General features: G+C 72.5%; 15 protein-coding genes. 8 read left to right on the top strand and 7 right to left on the bottom strand.

Going from position 1 to position 15,342, the window contains the following annotated elements:
* The first annotated feature begins 71 nt into the window (after positions 1-71).
* Both QA802_RS28620 and QA802_RS28615 read left to right on the top strand, forming a co-directional pair.
* On the top strand, positions 72-1,421 hold the full coding sequence (locus QA802_RS28620; protein ID WP_334528417.1) for an ABC transporter ATP-binding protein: 1,350 nt from the start codon (positions 72-74) through the stop codon (positions 1,419-1,421).
* Complete coding sequence (locus tag QA802_RS28615; protein ID WP_334528414.1) at positions 1,418-2,299, top strand: ABC-2 transporter permease family protein; 882 nt, start codon at positions 1,418-1,420, stop codon at positions 2,297-2,299. The genes QA802_RS28620 and QA802_RS28615 overlap by 4 nt, the downstream gene beginning before the upstream one ends.
* A gap of 60 nt (positions 2,300-2,359) precedes the next feature.
* Here QA802_RS28615 and QA802_RS28610 read toward each other — a convergent pair whose 3' ends face one another.
* Positions 2,360-2,692, bottom strand: coding sequence for an Rv1322 family protein (locus QA802_RS28610; protein ID WP_334528412.1), 333 nt, complete (start codon positions 2,690-2,692; stop codon positions 2,360-2,362).
* A gap of 221 nt (positions 2,693-2,913) precedes the next feature.
* On the opposite strand from QA802_RS28610, the gene QA802_RS28605 reads away from it, so the two are divergent.
* Entirely contained in the window at positions 2,914-3,942 is a 1,029-nt protein-coding gene (locus QA802_RS28605) for an LLM class flavin-dependent oxidoreductase (RefSeq protein WP_334528409.1), read from the top strand.
* A 96-nt stretch (positions 3,943-4,038) separates the two neighbouring features.
* Here the strand turns inward: QA802_RS28605 and QA802_RS28600 are convergent, their stop codons facing one another.
* Positions 4,039-4,431 carry an SCO5389 family protein gene (locus QA802_RS28600; RefSeq protein WP_334528406.1) on the bottom strand — a complete coding sequence of 131 codons (393 nt, stop codon included), beginning with the start codon at positions 4,429-4,431 and terminating at the stop codon, positions 4,039-4,041.
* A gap of 312 nt (positions 4,432-4,743) precedes the next feature.
* Between QA802_RS28600 and nucS the strand changes: the two genes are divergently transcribed.
* Positions 4,744-5,424 carry an endonuclease NucS gene (gene nucS / locus QA802_RS28595; RefSeq protein WP_334528403.1) on the top strand — a complete coding sequence of 227 codons (681 nt, stop codon included), beginning with the start codon at positions 4,744-4,746 and terminating at the stop codon, positions 5,422-5,424.
* 101 nt (positions 5,425-5,525) lie between these two features.
* On the opposite strand, the gene QA802_RS28590 is transcribed toward nucS, so the two are convergent.
* The gene (locus tag QA802_RS28590; RefSeq protein ID WP_334528400.1) at positions 5,526-8,171 is read right to left on the bottom strand and encodes an ATP-binding protein; all 2,646 of its coding nucleotides are present in this window, start codon (positions 8,169-8,171) and stop codon (positions 5,526-5,528) included.
* Between the two features lie 259 nt (positions 8,172-8,430).
* A complete protein-coding gene (locus QA802_RS28585) occupies positions 8,431-8,754 on the bottom strand; it encodes an STAS domain-containing protein (protein WP_057584016.1) in 324 nt (107 codons plus the stop codon).
* Positions 8,755-9,181: 427 nt separating this feature from the next.
* Between QA802_RS28585 and QA802_RS28580 the strand changes: the two genes are divergently transcribed.
* A complete protein-coding gene (locus QA802_RS28580; protein ID WP_319171269.1) occupies positions 9,182-9,754 on the top strand; it encodes a cob(I)yrinic acid a,c-diamide adenosyltransferase in 573 nt (190 codons plus the stop codon).
* Here the strand turns inward: QA802_RS28580 and QA802_RS28575 are convergent.
* The gene (locus tag QA802_RS28575) at positions 9,751-10,320 is read right to left on the bottom strand and encodes a hypothetical protein (RefSeq protein ID WP_334528397.1); all 570 of its coding nucleotides are present in this window, start codon (positions 10,318-10,320) and stop codon (positions 9,751-9,753) included. The two genes, QA802_RS28580 and QA802_RS28575, sit on opposite strands and share 4 nt — an antisense overlap.
* 153 nt (positions 10,321-10,473) lie before the next feature.
* On the opposite strand from QA802_RS28575, the gene QA802_RS28570 reads away from it, so the two are divergent.
* The 3 genes from QA802_RS28570 (at position 10,474) to QA802_RS28560 (ending at position 14,263) form a co-directional block, all read left to right on the top strand.
* Positions 10,474-11,661, top strand: a complete 1,188-nt coding sequence (locus QA802_RS28570) for a sensor histidine kinase (RefSeq protein WP_334528394.1) — start codon at positions 10,474-10,476, stop codon at positions 11,659-11,661.
* Positions 11,658-12,311 (top strand): response regulator, encoded by a 654-nt coding sequence (locus tag QA802_RS28565; RefSeq protein ID WP_334528392.1) that lies wholly within the window; start codon positions 11,658-11,660, stop codon positions 12,309-12,311. The genes QA802_RS28570 and QA802_RS28565 overlap by 4 nt, the downstream gene beginning before the upstream one ends.
* A gap of 128 nt (positions 12,312-12,439) precedes the next feature.
* The gene (locus QA802_RS28560) at positions 12,440-14,263 is read left to right on the top strand and encodes a glycosyl hydrolase family 18 protein (RefSeq protein WP_334528388.1); all 1,824 of its coding nucleotides are present in this window, start codon (positions 12,440-12,442) and stop codon (positions 14,261-14,263) included.
* A 72-nt stretch (positions 14,264-14,335) separates the two neighbouring features.
* Here the strand turns inward: QA802_RS28560 and QA802_RS28555 are convergent, their stop codons facing one another.
* Entirely contained in the window at positions 14,336-14,782 is a 447-nt protein-coding gene (locus QA802_RS28555; RefSeq protein WP_319171267.1) for a DUF2550 domain-containing protein, read from the bottom strand.
* A gap of 142 nt (positions 14,783-14,924) precedes the next feature.
* Positions 14,925-15,299 carry a F0F1 ATP synthase subunit epsilon gene (locus QA802_RS28550; protein WP_020131175.1) on the bottom strand — a complete coding sequence of 125 codons (375 nt, stop codon included), beginning with the start codon at positions 15,297-15,299 and terminating at the stop codon, positions 14,925-14,927.
* Positions 15,300-15,342: the final 43 nt, after the last annotated feature.

Raw genomic sequence — 15,342 nt, 5'->3', positions numbered from 1 at the left:
GCCCGGATAGTCTCCTAACCCTTACGGGGGCGTGTGCCCTGCTGTCCTGAACCTTTCGATGGGTGCGGAGCATGATCGAAGCAGTCGGCCTGACCAAGCGCTACGGCGACAAGACCGCTGTGTACAACCTTTCCTTCCAGGTGCGCCCTGGCGCCGTCACGGGCTTCCTCGGGCCGAACGGCTCGGGCAAGTCCACGACCATGCGGATGATCCTGGGCCTGGACAACCCGACGGCCGGCTCGGTGACGATCGGCGGCTACCCGTACCGCCGGCTGCCCAACGCCGCCCGTCAGGTGGGCGCGCTGCTGGACGCCAAGGCGGTGCACGGCGGCCGGACCGCCCGCAACCACCTGCTGAGCCTGGCCCAGCTGTCCGGCATCCCGGCCCGGCGGGTCGACGAGGTGCTCGGTGTGGTCGGTCTCCAGGACGTGGCCCGCAAGCGCTCCAAGGGCTTCTCCCTGGGCATGGGCCAGCGGCTCGGCATCGCGGCCGCGCTGCTCGGCGACCCCCAGGTGCTGCTCTTCGACGAGCCGGTCAACGGCCTCGACCCGGAGGGCATCCTCTGGGTGCGCAACCTGATGAAGGCGCTGGCCGCCGAAGGCCGCACGGTGTTCGTCTCCTCCCACCTGATGAGCGAGATGGCGCTCACCGCCGACCACCTCATCGTCATCGGGCGCGGACAGCTGCTGTCCGACATGAGCGTGAAGGACTTCATTTCGGCCAACTCCGCCGACTTCGCGCGCGTGCGCACCCCGCACACCGACCCGGAGCTGCGCGAGAAGCTGGCCTCGGCGCTCACCGAGGCGGGCGGCCACGTCCTGCCCGAGCAGGACGGCGCGCTGCGGGTGACGGGCTTGCCGTTGCCCCGCATCAGCGACATCGCCCACGACAGCGACGTCCGCCTGTGGGAGCTGTCGCCGCACCAGGCCTCCCTGGAGGAGGCGTACATGCGGATGACGCAGGGCGCCGTGGACTACCGGTCGACCATCGACCAGAAGGCCGGCCTCCAGCAGCAGGTTCCGCCCGGCGCGCAACCGCCGATGCCGGTGCCGGGCCAGGGCCAGCCGGGCTGGTACGCCCCGCCGCCCCCGCACGCACAGGGTCACGCGCCTGCGCAGCCGGCCCAGACGACTCCCGCGGCCGCCCACGGGGCGTACGGCGCCCCCGCGGCGCCCGGCGCGGCTCCCGGCCCGCACACCGCCAACCCGTACGCGCAGCCGCCCGCACAGGGCCCGACCCCGACCGCTCCGCCGACGCCCGCGGCACCGGTAGCGGCCGCGCCCGCCGCGCCGCCCGCGCCGACGCCCTCACTGGACAAGGCGCCCGCTGCTCCGGCCGCGACGCCGGCGCCCGAAGCAGCGCCGATGCCCGCGCCCGTTTCCGCCCCCGACGCCCCGACCGAGTCCGAGGACGCCCGATGAGCACCCCGCAGCACCCGTCGCCGCAGGCCGCACCCGCCTGGCAGACGGCGCCCGGCGCCTCGTACGCCGCGGCCGGCCCCGTCTACACCTCGCCGATCCCGATCGTGCGCACCCACCTCGGGAACGCGATCGCCTCGGAATGGACCAAGATCCGGTCGGTGCGCTCCACCATGTGGACGCTCGGCGTGTACCTGTTCCTCGTCGTGGGCATCGGGCTGGGGGCCGGAGCGATCGTCGCCGCGAACGCCTCCGAGCAGGACCTCGCGGGCGACACCGCGCTGCCGTTCGGCTTCTTCGGACTGCTCCTCGGCAGCATGTGCGTCATCACGCTCGGCGTGCTGACCACGGCCTCCGAGTACGGCACCGGCATGATCCGCACGACCATGGTCGCCTGCCCCTCGCGCGGCCGGGTCCTCGCCGCGAAGGCGATCGTGTTCTTCGCCGTCGCCTTCACGGTGACGCTCGTGGCGTCGGCCTTCGTGGCCGTGATCCAGGTGGCGATGCTGTCCGGCGCCCGCGAACCGAGCGGCGCGGAGTGGCTGAAGGCCACCGTGGGCGTGTCCCTCTACCTGGCGCTGCTCGGGCTGCTGTCGCTGGCCGTCGGCTCGATCATCCGGCACTCGGCGGGCGCCATCACCATCATGATCGGTCTGCTGCTGGCCCCGCTGGTCATCGCGATCTTCATGTTCTCGTCCTCGCTGGAGAGCCTGCGCCAGGCCCTCTTCGAGTACTCGATCCCCAGCCAGCTCAGCGTCTTCTACGCGGCCTCGCTCAGCGAGAGCGGCCCGAGCGGCTGGGACCCGCTGTGGATCGCGCTGGGTACGACGGCCGTCGTGCTCGGCGCCGCCTTCGCGCTGCTGGAGAAGCGGGACGTGTAGGCCACCGCGCCCCGAGCCGAGAACAGACGGGTTCAACGAACAGACCGGGTTCAACCGGGTTCAGAACCTGGGCGCGTTACGGGACCGCTGCATCCCCGGGGTGCGGCGGTCCCGTGCGTTCCAGCACGCCTTGTGCCAGTGACGCCGGTCGTCGACGCCCGCGTGCTCCGGCCAGGCCACCACGTGCGGGACGCCGCCGGGGATCAACTGGTCGCAGCCGGGGCACCGGTACGTCTTGCCCTGGGCGCTCGCCCCGGCCACGTGCCGCACGCTCCACCGCTCGCCGTGCCAGTCCTGCGCCGACTCCCAGCCGCCGTAGCGGCGCGCGCGGTCGTCCTCGGCGCTCCGGCCCGACGAGCCCTCATCCTTGGGTCGGTTGCGACGCGGCGACACAGGACACCTCACGGGGCTATACAGGGGACAGGACCGTCTTCCAGCGTACGCGGCGCCGGCCGGGGCACCCGTGGGGCGACAGACCCGCAGGCGCCCTTCCCGGACGTCCCATTCGGCAGACAATCCGCAAATCTCTCCGCCAGGCCGTGTCCTCGGCACGTGTCGGACGGTTATGCCGGGCGGGGGAGCTCCGTGTCGGAGCCAAGGAAGCAGGAAAGTCCATGCGCGTTGGAAGTTTTGTGTTGGGGGCCCAGTTCCCCGGCCAGGGTCAGGGCGAGGCGCTGCACCGCGCGGTCCGCTCGGCCGAGGTCGCCGAGGAGGCGGGGCTCGACTCGGTCTGGCTGGCCGAGCACCACTTCGTGCCGTACGGCACATGCCCGTCGGCGGTCACGCTCGCCGCTCTGCTGCTGGGCCGCACCCGCCGCATCAGGGTGGGCACCGCGGTCAGCGTGCTGCCCACCGTCCATCCCGTGGCGCTCGGCGAACAGGCCGCGCTGCTGCACCTGACCAGCGGCGGCCGCTTCTCGCTGGGCGTCGGCCGCGGCGGGCCGTGGGTCGACCTCGAGGTGTTCGGCTCCGGGCTGGAGGCGTACGAGAAGGGGTTCCCGGAATCACTCGATCTGCTGGTGCGCTGGCTGCGCGAACCCTCGGTGGGAGCCGACGGCGAGCGCTTCCGCTTCCGTGAAGTCCCCGTCGTGCCCCGGCCGTCGGAGGCTCTGACGGAGACGTCCGGGCCGGAGGTCGTCGTCGCGTGCACCTCACCGGCGAGCGTGCGGCTGGCCGCCGAGCGCGGCCTGCCGATGCTGCTCGGCATGCACGTGGGGGACGAGGAGAAGGCCGAGATGGTCGCCCTGTGGCGGCGGTTCGCCCGCGCGGCCGGGCGGTCCGAGAGCGAGATCCGCGGCGCGGCGCATGTCTCGGCGGGCGTCTGCCAGATCGCGGACCGGCGCACGGACGCGGTGGAGACCCTGGTGAAGGCCATGCCGGGCTGGCTGAAGCAGGGGCTCGACGCCCATGTCACGGTGGACGGCCGGCCCCGCTCCATGCGGGACCCGGTGGCGTACACCGAACTGCTCTGCGGGCTGCACCCGGTGGGCACGCCGAGGCTGTGCGCCGACCGCCTCGCGGCCACCAGCGAGCGGACGGGCATCTCGCGCTTCGCGCTGCTCGTCGAGGGCTCCGGCGACCTGGCGGCCACCGAGGAGAACGTACGGCGGCTGGGCTCGGAGGTGCTCCCCCACCTCCGGTGAGCGGCCCAGCCGGCCGCGGAGCCTGCCGCTCCCGTGATGCTCCCGTGGTGCTGGAGACCTCCCGCGTCAGGAGCGGCAAGCGACGTCGTCATGCCGTCAGCAGTCCCGGAATTCCGGGGACTGGTTGAGCACCTGGCTGCGGATCGAGGTGAAGCGGTCCAGCTTCTCGTCGACAGCCGAGTCCAACGGGAACACCGCCACCCGGTGGCAGTTCTGGAAGGCGAGCCGCACACCGAAGTGCCGCTGCAGCGCGCCGCGTATGGCGTCACTCGCGAGCGCGCGCAGCAGCTGCCCGCGTGCCTGCTCGCCCGGCGGGGGCGTCTGGTTGTCGGCGAAGTCTCCGCCGTCCACCTTCAGCTGGGCCACCAGGGAGCTGACCATCTCCCATGCGTAGGGCAGGGAGGTCCGGACGCAGTCGACGAATTCTGCTTCGTCGACCTCGCCTCGCTCGGCCTGATCGAGTAGGGCCGGTGAGACGTCGAGCGACATGGGTACTCCTCTCGCACCCCCGAGAACGACGAGGGTTGACGGACAGGGAAAGGGAGTCCGCCATGCCGAAACACCGCACACGCTGAGTACACGCATCGCGACCTCCCGTTCACTACGGTAGGCAACGGACGGTGACCGCACCAGGAGAATGAGCACATAGGGAAGCCTTGTTGGGCACACAATCGGCCACAGCCGAACAGAGGTTTTCCTGATCAAAAGGGGCGGGGCCGAAGGGTCGCACGGTACGTGCGGGACCGGCGGACGGGCGGGCGGATCGCCTGCACGGCGGGGCGTCGGATAGCGTTGCCGACCATGCGTCTCGTCATCGCCCGGTGCTCCGTCGACTACGCCGGCCGGCTCACCGCCCACCTCCCCTCCGCCCCCCGTCTGATCCTGGTGAAGGCGGACGGCAGCGTCTCCATCCACGCGGACGACCGGGCCTACAAGCCCCTCAACTGGATGTCGCCGCCCTGCACGCTGAAGGAGGACGCGGGGGACTCCGACGGCGTGGCGGGCGTCTGGACCGTCGTCAACAAGGGCGGTGAGAAGCTCATCATCACGATGGAGGAGATCCTCCACGACTCGTCGCACGAACTGGGCGTCGACCCCGGCCTGATCAAGGACGGCGTGGAAGCGCACCTCCAGGAACTGCTCGCGGACCGCATCGAGACCCTCGGCGAGGGCTACACCCTCATCCGCCGCGAGTACATGACGGCCATCGGCCCGGTCGACATCCTGTGCCGGGACGCGGACGGGCAGACCGTCGCGGTGGAGATCAAGCGGCGCGGCGAGATCGACGGGGTCGAGCAACTCACCCGCTATCTCGAGCTGTTGAACCGCGACCCGCATCTCGCCCCGGTCCGCGGCGTGTTCGCCGCCCAGGAGATCAAGCCGCAGGCCCGCGTCCTCGCCACGGACCGCGGCATCGGCTGCGCGGTCCTCGACTACAACGCCCTGCGCGGCATCGAGGACGACAAACTGCGGCTGTTCTGACGCCCGGTACGGCGTCCCCACGACGTCCGTACGACGACCAGGGCCGGGTTCCCGTAGCGGAACCCGGCCCTGTCGTGTGCCGGGGGGCGTGCCCCCGCGGCTCAGATCACCTCGTCCGGCGAACCCGGCTCCGTGTCGGAGGGCCCGACAAGCCCGGGGGAGCTCATCGTGCCGCCCACGGGCGCGGAGGACATGGAGTTGCCGCCCGAGACCGAGGTGTCGCCGGAGGGCGTGCCGGACGGCGTGCCGGACGGCGTCGATCCCGTAGGGGTGCCGCTGGGCGTGTCGCTGGGCTGCCCCGTCGGCCCCGTCGGCGTTCCCGACGGCGGCTTGGCCGTCGAGCTCGGCGACGGCGGCGGCTTGGGGGATCCGGAGGGCTTCCCGTCCCCGTCCCCGGGATCCTCCGAGCTGCTCGCCCCCGCCGACGGCGTCGCCGATCCCGTGGGCGTCGGGTCGTCCGAGGTGCCCATGGTTCCGTCCGGGCCCGGGTCCGTGGGCCTGCTGGTCGCCTCACCCGTGTCGGCGGAGCCCTTGTCGTCGCCGGGAAGGTCCGCGCCGAGGTCACCGCCGTCGACCCCGGTGGAGACGGACGGGTTGACGCCGACCCGGTCGGAGGGGTCACCGGCGTCCTTGTTCGAGGTCGCGCCGAGCGTGACCACCGTGCCGAGCACGGCGACGAGCAGCGCGCCCGCGCCGACGCCGACCAGGTTGCGGCGGGCGAGGCCGCGCAGACCGCCGCGGCTGTGGCGGGTCGCCGCGGCGGGCGGTTCGCGGCGGGCGACGAGGGTCTCGGCCTCCGGCGGGGAGGCCGGGTGCGCCGCCGCCTGGACGCCGTGAGGCGGAAAGGCCGGGTGCGCCGCCCGGACGCCGTGGGGCGGGGACGCCTGCTCCTCGCGGCGGACGTCGAGCGTCTCGTCGCCGAACGTCGCGACGGGCAGGCCGGGCACGTCGCCCGAGCGGTCGGCGACCAGCGCGAGGGCACGGCGGCCGGCCACGGTGCCGCGCTTGTCGGCGATCGTGCCGCGCAGGGCGAGCGAGGCCTCCAGCTCGGAACGGGCCCGGTCCAGGTCCCCGGTGCACAGCGCGAGGACGCCGAGCTCATGGTGGAAGTAGGCGCGGTCCGCGGACTGCGCCGCGAGCCGGGCGGCCTCCGCGCCTTCGTGCAGAGCGCTCGACCAGGCGCTCCACTGCAGTCCCGCGGCGAACGCGGGCGCCGCCGTGCGGGCGAGCCGGACGGCGGTGACCTCCTCGCCCTCCTCGGGCCGGGTGGTGTCCGCGACGACGGCCGCGAGGGCGGCGAGGACGGCGTCGGCCTCCGCGCAGACCCGTTCCGGGGTGACCGAGGGGTGCCCGGTCCACCAGGCGTAGTGCTGGGCGGCGGCGCGGGCGCGGGTCTCGACGTCGTCGGCGTACCCGGCGGCCTCGAGCTGGGTCTGGACGCCGGCGGCGAGCCGGTAGCGGGTGCCGACCGGGGAGACGAGCCCGCAGCCGGCCAGCTCGCCGAGGGCGGCGTCGGCGTGGGTGTCGCCGACCAGGGCCGGCAGATGGGCCTGGTGCGGGACCTCGCCGCCGAGGGCGACGGCGAGTCGCAGGGTGGCGCGGGCGGAGGCGCTGAGGCGGGCGGCGAGCAGCGGGGCGGGGGCGGCGGCCTCGCCGAGGGAGGGCAGGGGTATCCCCTCGGCCTCCCCGGCCCCGGCGGCCGCGTCGACGGGGCCGGGCAGCGGCCGGACGTCCTCGAAGACACCGAACACGTCGACCGCGTCGGCGCCGGCCCGCAGCCGGTCGCGCTGCGCGAGGAGCGCGCCGGCCTGCACGAACCGCAGCGGCAGGCCCTCGGACTCGAACCACAGGTCGCCGGCCCAGTTGGCCTCCTCCTCGGTGAGGACGCGGCCGACGGCACGCTCGATGACCTCGACGCCGCCCGCACGGTCGAGACCGCTGAGGACGACCTCCTCGACGGCGGAGTCCACGGAGGGCGGCGGGGTGTCCGGCGTCACGCCGAGCAGGAAGGCGCACTCGGGCGTCGCGTCCAGCAGCTCGTCGAGGTCGGCGCCGCCGAGGTCGAGGTCGTCGACCACCACGACCGCGCCGACCTCGCGGACCAGGTCGCGCAGCTCGTCCCCGTCGGGGCGGTGCCGCGGGGCGTCGTAGACGGCGTGGAAGAGGTCGTGCAGCAGGTCTGCGGCGGTGCGCAGGCGGCCGCTGAGACGGACGACGCCGTCGGGGGCGAGGTCCTCGCAGTCCTCGGCGACCAGGTCGAGGAGGCTGGTGCGGCCGGAGCCGGGGGCGCCGGTGAGACGGACGGAGCGGCCGCGGGCGAGGAGACGGACCAGCTGTTCGCGTTCGTCCTGACGGCCCAGGAGCGGCTGCGCGGGCGGGACGGTTCCGGCGGGGGCGGGCGGCCTGGCGGCGCGTTCGGCCTCGGCGCGCCCCTCGGGCGTGCGCCTGGCGGGCCTGCCGGGCCGCTCTCCCCCGCTCTCGGCTGCGCTCGAGCGGGCGGTGCCCCCAGGCGGGCACAGCTCGATCTCGCTGCCGTCGACGGGGTTGACGGTGAGCAGATGGTCGCCGGCGACCAGGCGCACCGTGCGGGCCAGGGCCGGGGCGGGCTGGCCGAAGTCGGGGGTGAGGGGGTCCCTGGACGGGCGCGGGCGCGAGGTCTGGCCGGGCCCGGAGTCGAAGGCGCTCGACCGGGAGAGGTCCCCCTGGTCGTGGCCGTGCTCCTCGGGTCCCCGGGTGTTCGGGTCCATGGGTCAAGCCCCCCAAAAGCGTCGTGTGGCGGTAGCCCCTCCCGGCCTTGCCGCACACTGGGCTGTCGCTTCTGGTCCGGTGCCCGCTCGAGGGCTGCGGGCGGCGGGCAGTCGAACCGTAAACCTTCGCACAGTATCTACGACAGTCCGGGGTGCCGGGCCGCCTGAAGAGTCACGGTCTCGTGAGGATTGCGTCGGGCCGCTCGCACCCGTCGCGCCCGCCGCACGCTTCCCGCCGCAGGCCACAGCCCCTGTCGCGTCACACGCGGGGCAGGGACTCCACTCCGATGCCGCCCTCGATGGCGAGGATCCGGTGCAGCCGGGTGGCCACCAGCAGGCGTTGCATCTGCGGCGGCACGCCGCGCAGCACCAGGCGCCGGCCGCAGCGGCCGGCCCGCCGGTGGACGCCCATGATGACGCCGAGTCCGGTGGCGTCCCACGAGTCGAGTCCGGACAGGTCGAGCACCAGGTCGCCGACTCCGTCGTCGACGGCCGTGTGCAGGGCCGTACGGGCGTCCGCCGCGCTGCGGACGTCGAGGCGGCCCCCGACGACCAGCTCGACGTGGTCGCCCTTGATGTGCATAGCGCTCCCCTAAGCGTGCGTCTCGTGCTCCGCGGTGGTGGTGTCCGGTGTTGCATCCTCTGACTGCGAGAAGCGGTCAGAGGTTGCCGTCTGTGAGCGAACCGATACCCAATTCACTCGCACGGGTGAGGCCTCTGGGACCTGTGCGGTTCCGGTGCCTGTAGAGCCCTGCCCGTTCACACGCCCGATGTCACCGGCGTCAACCATCCGGCGCAGCCGCCCCGGTTGCCTGTCCGTCTGTCTCTCGGCCGGAGATTAGCGGTCGCGAGGCGCTGCGTGACCGGTTAGTAACGCGTCTCACGTCTCACGGCGTGAGACGCCGGTCACGTCGTCAAATCCTGTCCGATTCACTCCGATTGGCCCCGTACTGAGCAGGCGGGCGTCACGCGCCGGTGAACCTTCCCGGTCACGGCACTAGATTGGCGGCATGGTCAATCTGACGCGCATCTACACCAGGACCGGCGACCAGGGCACCACCGCTCTCGGCGACATGAGCCGGGTCGCCAAGACCGATCTGCGGATCGCCGCCTACGCCGATGCCAACGAGGCGAACGCGGTCATCGGCACGGCCCTCGCACTGGGCGGACTCGACGAGGAGACGGCCGAGGTTCTGGTGCGCGTCCAGAACGATCTGTTCGACGTGGGCGCCGACCTGTCGACGCCGGTCGTGGAGAACCCGGAGTTCCCGCCCCTGAGGGTCGAGCAGTTCTACATCGACCGGCTGGAGGCGGACTGCGACCGTTTCAACGCGCAGTTGGACAAGCTGCGGTCGTTCATCCTGCCCGGCGGCACCCCGGGCGCGGCCCTGCTGCATCAGGCGTGCACGGTGGTCCGACGCGCCGAACGCTCCACCTGGGCCGCCCTGGAGGCGCACGGCGAGCAGATGAACCCGCTCACCGCGACCTACCTCAACCGGCTGTCCGACCTGTTGTTCATCCTCGCCCGCACGGCCAACAAGGCGGTCGGCGACGTGCTGTGGGTGCCGGGCGGCGAGCGCTAGCCCATCTTGGCCGGTTCCCGCTCCGGGCCGCCCTTGGGTTCCCGCTTAGGGAAGAGGGTGTAGCTCGCGGCGATGACGACGTTGACGCCGACGACGAACAGCATCCGCTGCTGCCATGCCCGCAGCGAGCCGGTGTCGCCGTCGCCGCCGACGTACCAGACGGCCGCCTGGAGCAGGGCGACGGCGACCAGGGCGGCGAGGGTCCAGCGGCCCGCGACCTTCCATTCGTGAACGGCGCGGGCCCTGCCGTACTTCGGCGGTCGTACGGGCGGCGGACCGCCCGCGAAGCGGTGGGCGACGCGGGCGTCGGCCCACTTGATCGTGGAGTGGCCGAGGCCCACGGTGAAGCCTATGTAGACGGCGGCGAGTCCGTGCCGCCAGTCCGGCTCGGCGCCGTTCCTGAGGTCGGTCGCGGTCACGGCGAACAGCACGATCTCCAGCAACGGCTCGCACAGCAGCAGGGCGAGGCCCAGCCGCGGCATCCGCAGCACGTACCGGAAGGCCAGCCCGGCGGCCAGCAGCACCCAGAAGGCCACCTCGCAGGCGATGATCAGTGTGACGACCACGGTTCGCTCCTCTCGCTCACCGTCCCAGGCTCCCGTCCCGGCCTGCCGGATTCGTCGTCGCCGTTGACGAGGTCGCGGTACATCGAAAGATGCAGTTCGGGACCGTCCCCGGGGAGCAGGCGCGCGCCGCACGAGGCGTGTTGGATGGAGGGCATGGCCGTACGACGACTGCCCCGCCCGCACCGCTTCGACGTGTGCGTCGGGGTCGGCGGACTGCTCGGCGGGCTGCTGCTGGTGGCCATCGGGCTGGGCACGCGGCCCTCCAGCGCCAGGGTCACGCTGTTCGACGGCCCCTGGCCGGTGCTGGCGCCGCTCGCCGTGATGGCCGGCTGTGAGGTGCTGCGCCGGGCGGCTCCCCGCGCGGCCCTGCTCACCGGCACGGCCGCGATCAGCGCGGACCTCGTGACCCAGGGCAGTCTGTCCACGGTCCTGATGTTCACCGACCTCGTGTACGCGGCCGTCCTGTACGGCCCGCTCGCCTCCGCCCGCCGCATCCAGTGGATCACCGGGCTGCTGACGGTGGCGGGGACGCTGGTGCCGTTCGCGGTATGGCGGGTGCCCGAGGCGCTGCTGGTCGGCGTGGTCGTGGGCGTCGTCGCGTACGGGCCCGCCGCCACCGGCTGGATCGTGCGCAACCACCGTGACGCCGCCGAGGCCGCCCGGCTGCGGGCCGAACAGACCGCGCTGCTCGCCGAGATGGACCGGGCCCAGGCCGTCACCGCCGAACGGGCGCGGATGGCACGGGAGTTGCACGACGTGGTCGCCAACCACCTGTCCGCGATCGCCATCCACTCGACGGCCGCCCTCTCCATCGACGACCCGGAGACGTCCCGGCAGGCGTTGTCCGTCATCCGCGAGAACAGCGTCGAGGGGCTGGCGGAGATGCGGCGGCTGATCGGGATCCTGCGTGACGGCAGCGGGGACCACGAACCGGCCGCGGCCGCCACCCTCGACGGACTCGCGGCCCTCGTCGACGGCGCCCGCGCGAACGGGCTCGACGTGACCCTGGACATGCCCCCGGACACCGGCCACGGCCGGGTCCCCGTCCCCGTCGAACTCGCCGCGTACCGGATCGTGCAGGAGTCGCTGACCAACGCGCTGAAGCACGCCTGCCCCGGCCGTGTCACCGTCGCGCTGCGCCGGCGCGACGACACGCTCGACGTGCGGGTGAGCAGTCCGTACGGCCACCGGGACGGACCGCGCGCCCCCGGTTCCGGTGCGGGACTGGTCGGCATGCGGGAGCGGGCGGCCCTGCTGGGCGGCACGTTCGAGGCCGGGCCGAAGGGGCCGCGCTGGACGGTCCGCACCGTCTTCCCCCTCGTCGAAGGAGAGCCCGCATGAGCTCCGTCGTCCGTGTTCTCGTCGCCGAGGACCAGTCCGCCGTCCGTGCCGGACTCGTCCTCATCCTGCGCAGCGCGCCCGACATCGAGGTGGTCGGGGAGGCCGCGGACGGTGAGGAGGCGGTGGCGCTGGCCCGGGAGCTGCGGCCGGACCTGGTGCTGATGGACATTCAGATGCCGCGCCTGGACGGGGTGTCGGCGACCCGGCAGGTCGTCGGGGAGGGGCTGGCCGACGTCCTGGTCCTGACCACTTTCGACCTCGACGCCTACGTGTTCGGTGCGTTGCGGGCCGGTGCGGCCGGATTCCTGCTCAAGACCGCGGAGGCGAGGGATCTGCTGACCGCGGTCCGCACCGTTGCCGCCGGGGACGGGCTGATCGCCCCGGCCGTGACACGCCGTCTGATCGCCGAGTTCGCCGCGCGCCCGGTCCGCACGCCCGCGGCCGATCCGGCCGCGCTCGACCCGCTGACCCGGCGTGAACGCGAGGTGCTCGCCTGTCTGGGCCAGGGGCTGTCCAACGCGGGGATCGCCGAACGCCTCGACATGGCGGAGGCGACGGTGAAGACGCACGTCAGCCGACTGCTGGGCAAGCTGGGACTGCGCAGCCGGGTGCAAGCGGCGGTCCTGGCACAGGAGTTGGGCATCCGGTGAGATCGGGAGCGGAACGGGGTCGGAGTGGTCCAGACCTATTGACCCGTGGTCCAGACCTTTCTATTCTCGCGGCACCGTGGGCGTGAAGGCTCAGCCACGCCCCCCGACTCCCCCCGAGGAGGCGCGAGATGCGCTTCAGACACAGAGCCGCGGCAGCGTTCGCGACGCTGTTGCTCCCCCTGGCCGGGCTGGTCGGCCTGGCGGGCCCCGCCCAGGCCGCCCCGACCGCCACCGCCACCTACACCAAGGCCTCCGACTGGGGCACCGGCTTCGAGGGCAGGTGGACGGTGAAGAACACCGGCACCACCGCCATCAGCTCCTGGACCGTCGAGTGGGACTTCCCCTCCGGCACCTCCGTCACCTCCGCCTGGGACGCCGACGTCACGTCCTCCGGCACCCACTGGACCGCCAGGAACAAGTCCTGGAACGGCAGCCTCGCCGCCGGCGCCTCGGTCTCCTTCGGCTTCAACGGCACCGGCGCCGGCTCCCCGTCCGGCTGCAAGCTCAACGGCGGCGGCTGCGACGGCACCTCGGTGCCCGGTGACGCCGCCCCCTCCGCGCCCGGCACGCCCACGGCCTCCTCCGTGACCGACACCTCGGTGAAGCTGACCTGGTCCGCGGCCACCGACGACAAGGGCGTCAAGAACTACGACGTCCTGCGCGACGGCGCCAAGGTCGCCACCGTGACGACCACCTCCTACACCGACACCGGCCTCAGCGCGGGCACCGACTACTCCTACGCCGTCCGGGCCCGTGACACCGCCGACCAGACGGGACCGGCCGGCAGCGCGGTCGCCGTCCGCACCACCGGCGGGGGCACCACTCCCCCGACCACCGGCGACAAGGTCAAACTCGGCTACTTCACCGAGTGGGGCATCTACGGCCGCAACTACAACGTCAAGAACCTGGTGACGTCGGGCTCGGCCGCGAAGATCACGCACATCAACTACGCCTTCGGCAACGTCACGAACGGCCAGTGCGCGATCGGCGACTCCTACGCCGACTACGACAAGGCCTTCACCGCCGACCAGTCGGTCAGCGGCGTCGCCGACACCTGGGACCAGCCGCTGCGCGGCAACTTCAACCAGCTGCGCCAGCTGAAGGCCAAGTACCCGCACATCAAGGTGCTCTGGTCGTTCGGCGGCTGGACCTGGTCCGGCGGCTTCGCCCAGGCCGCCGCCAACCCGTCCGCGTTCGCCCAGTCCTGCTACAACCTGGTCGAGGACCCGCGCTGGGCCGACGTCTTCGACGGCATCGACGTCGACTGGGAGTACCCGAACGCCTGCGGCCTGTCCTGCGACACCAGCGGGGCCGCGGCCTACAAGAACCTGATGCAGGCCCTGCGCGCCAAGTTCGGCGCGAACTACCTGGTCACCGCCGCCACCACGGCCGACGGCAGCTCCGGCGGCAAGATCGACGCCGCCGACTACGCGGGCGCCGCGAACTACGTCGACTGGTACAACGTGATGACGTACGACTTCTTCGGCGCCTTCGACGCGGACGGTCCGACCGCCCCGCACTCCCCGCTGACGACGTACAACGGCATCCCGCAGGCCGGGTTCACCACGGCCGACGCGATGGCCAAGTTCAAGGCGAAGGGCGTGCCCGCGAGCAAGCTGCTCATCGGCATCGGCTTCTACGGCCGCGGCTGGACCGGCGTCACCCGGGACGCCCCGGGCGGCACCGCCACGGGCCCGGCGCCGGGCACCTACGAGCAGGGCATCGAGGACTACAAGGTCCTCAGGACGTCCTGCCCGGCCACCGGCACGATCGCCGGCACGGCCTACGCGAAGTGCGGCAGCAACTGGTGGTCCTACGACACCCCGGCCACCATCGCCGGGAAGATGGCCTGGGCCAAGAACCAGGGCCTCGGCGGCGCGTTCTTCTGGGAGTTCAGCGGAGACACCGCGGGCGGCGAACTGGTGAGCGCCATCAACAGCGGGCTCTCGTAAAGAAGTTCGCCAGGCGACATCGACGCTCCCCCAGACTTCGTCCCGGGGACCTCACCCAGCGAGTGAACGTGGCTACGCCACGTTCACTCGCTGTCCGGGCGGGGCCGCTTCCAGCCACGCGAGGAATCCGGTCAGCGCGTCCTCGCTCATCGCGAGCTCCAGGCGCGTCCCCCGGTGCAGACAGACGAGGATCACCGCGTCGGACAGCAACGCCAGCTCCTCCTCCCCCTCGGGAAGCCGGCGGCCGGCCACCTCGATCGAGCCCCGTTCCAGGACCCGGCGCGGGCGGTACGCGTACGAGAAGACCCGGTACCACTCGATACGGTCGCCGTTGTAGCGGGCGACCCCGTAGCTCCAGCCTTTTCCGCTCGTGTCCGGTTTCTCGGAGACGTCCCAGCGCAGGGAACAGTCGAAGGTGCCGCCGGAGCGCTGGATGAGTCTGCGGCGCAGGCCGAAGACGAACAACGCCAGCGCCACCAGGGCCACGACGATTGCGCACACAGTCAGAGCGAGGACCATCGACACCGACCTCCTCGTCTCCTAGGTACCGAAAACAGGTAACGGAACGGAAAAATCATCCATATCTGCCTCAGCCGCGGTCGGCTCCGGATTGCTCCGGTGCCGACCGCGGCTGAGTGACGTCATGCGGTTTCGCGCTCGGTCAGCGCGAGGCCGCCGCACGCAGTCGTACGTCCGCGCGACGCTCGGCGGCGGCATCGCCCTCCGCCTTCGCGCGCTCGAGCTCGCGCTCCACGCGCTGGACGTCGATCTCGTCCGACAGCTCGGCGATCTCGGCCAGCAGCGACAGCTTGTTGTCCGCGAACGAGATGAAACCGCCGTGCACCGCGGCGACGACCGTTCCACCCTCACTCGTACGGATGGTCACCGGGCCCGACTCCAGCACACCGAGCAGCGGCTGGTGACCGGGCATGACGCCGATGTCGCCGGACGTGGTGCGCGCGACGACCAGGGTGGCCTCGCCGGACCAGACCTCTCGGTCGGCCGCGACCAGCGCGACGTGCAGCTCAGCAGCCAAGGTGGCTCCTCGGGTCACCACCCGGCGGATTCTGCCGGGTGTT

It is taken from the genome of Streptomyces sp. B21-105 (genome assembly GCF_036898465.1).
Lineage (GTDB): Bacteria > Actinomycetota > Actinomycetes > Streptomycetales > Streptomycetaceae > Streptomyces.
This window is presented reverse-complemented; position numbering and strand designations above follow the sequence as displayed.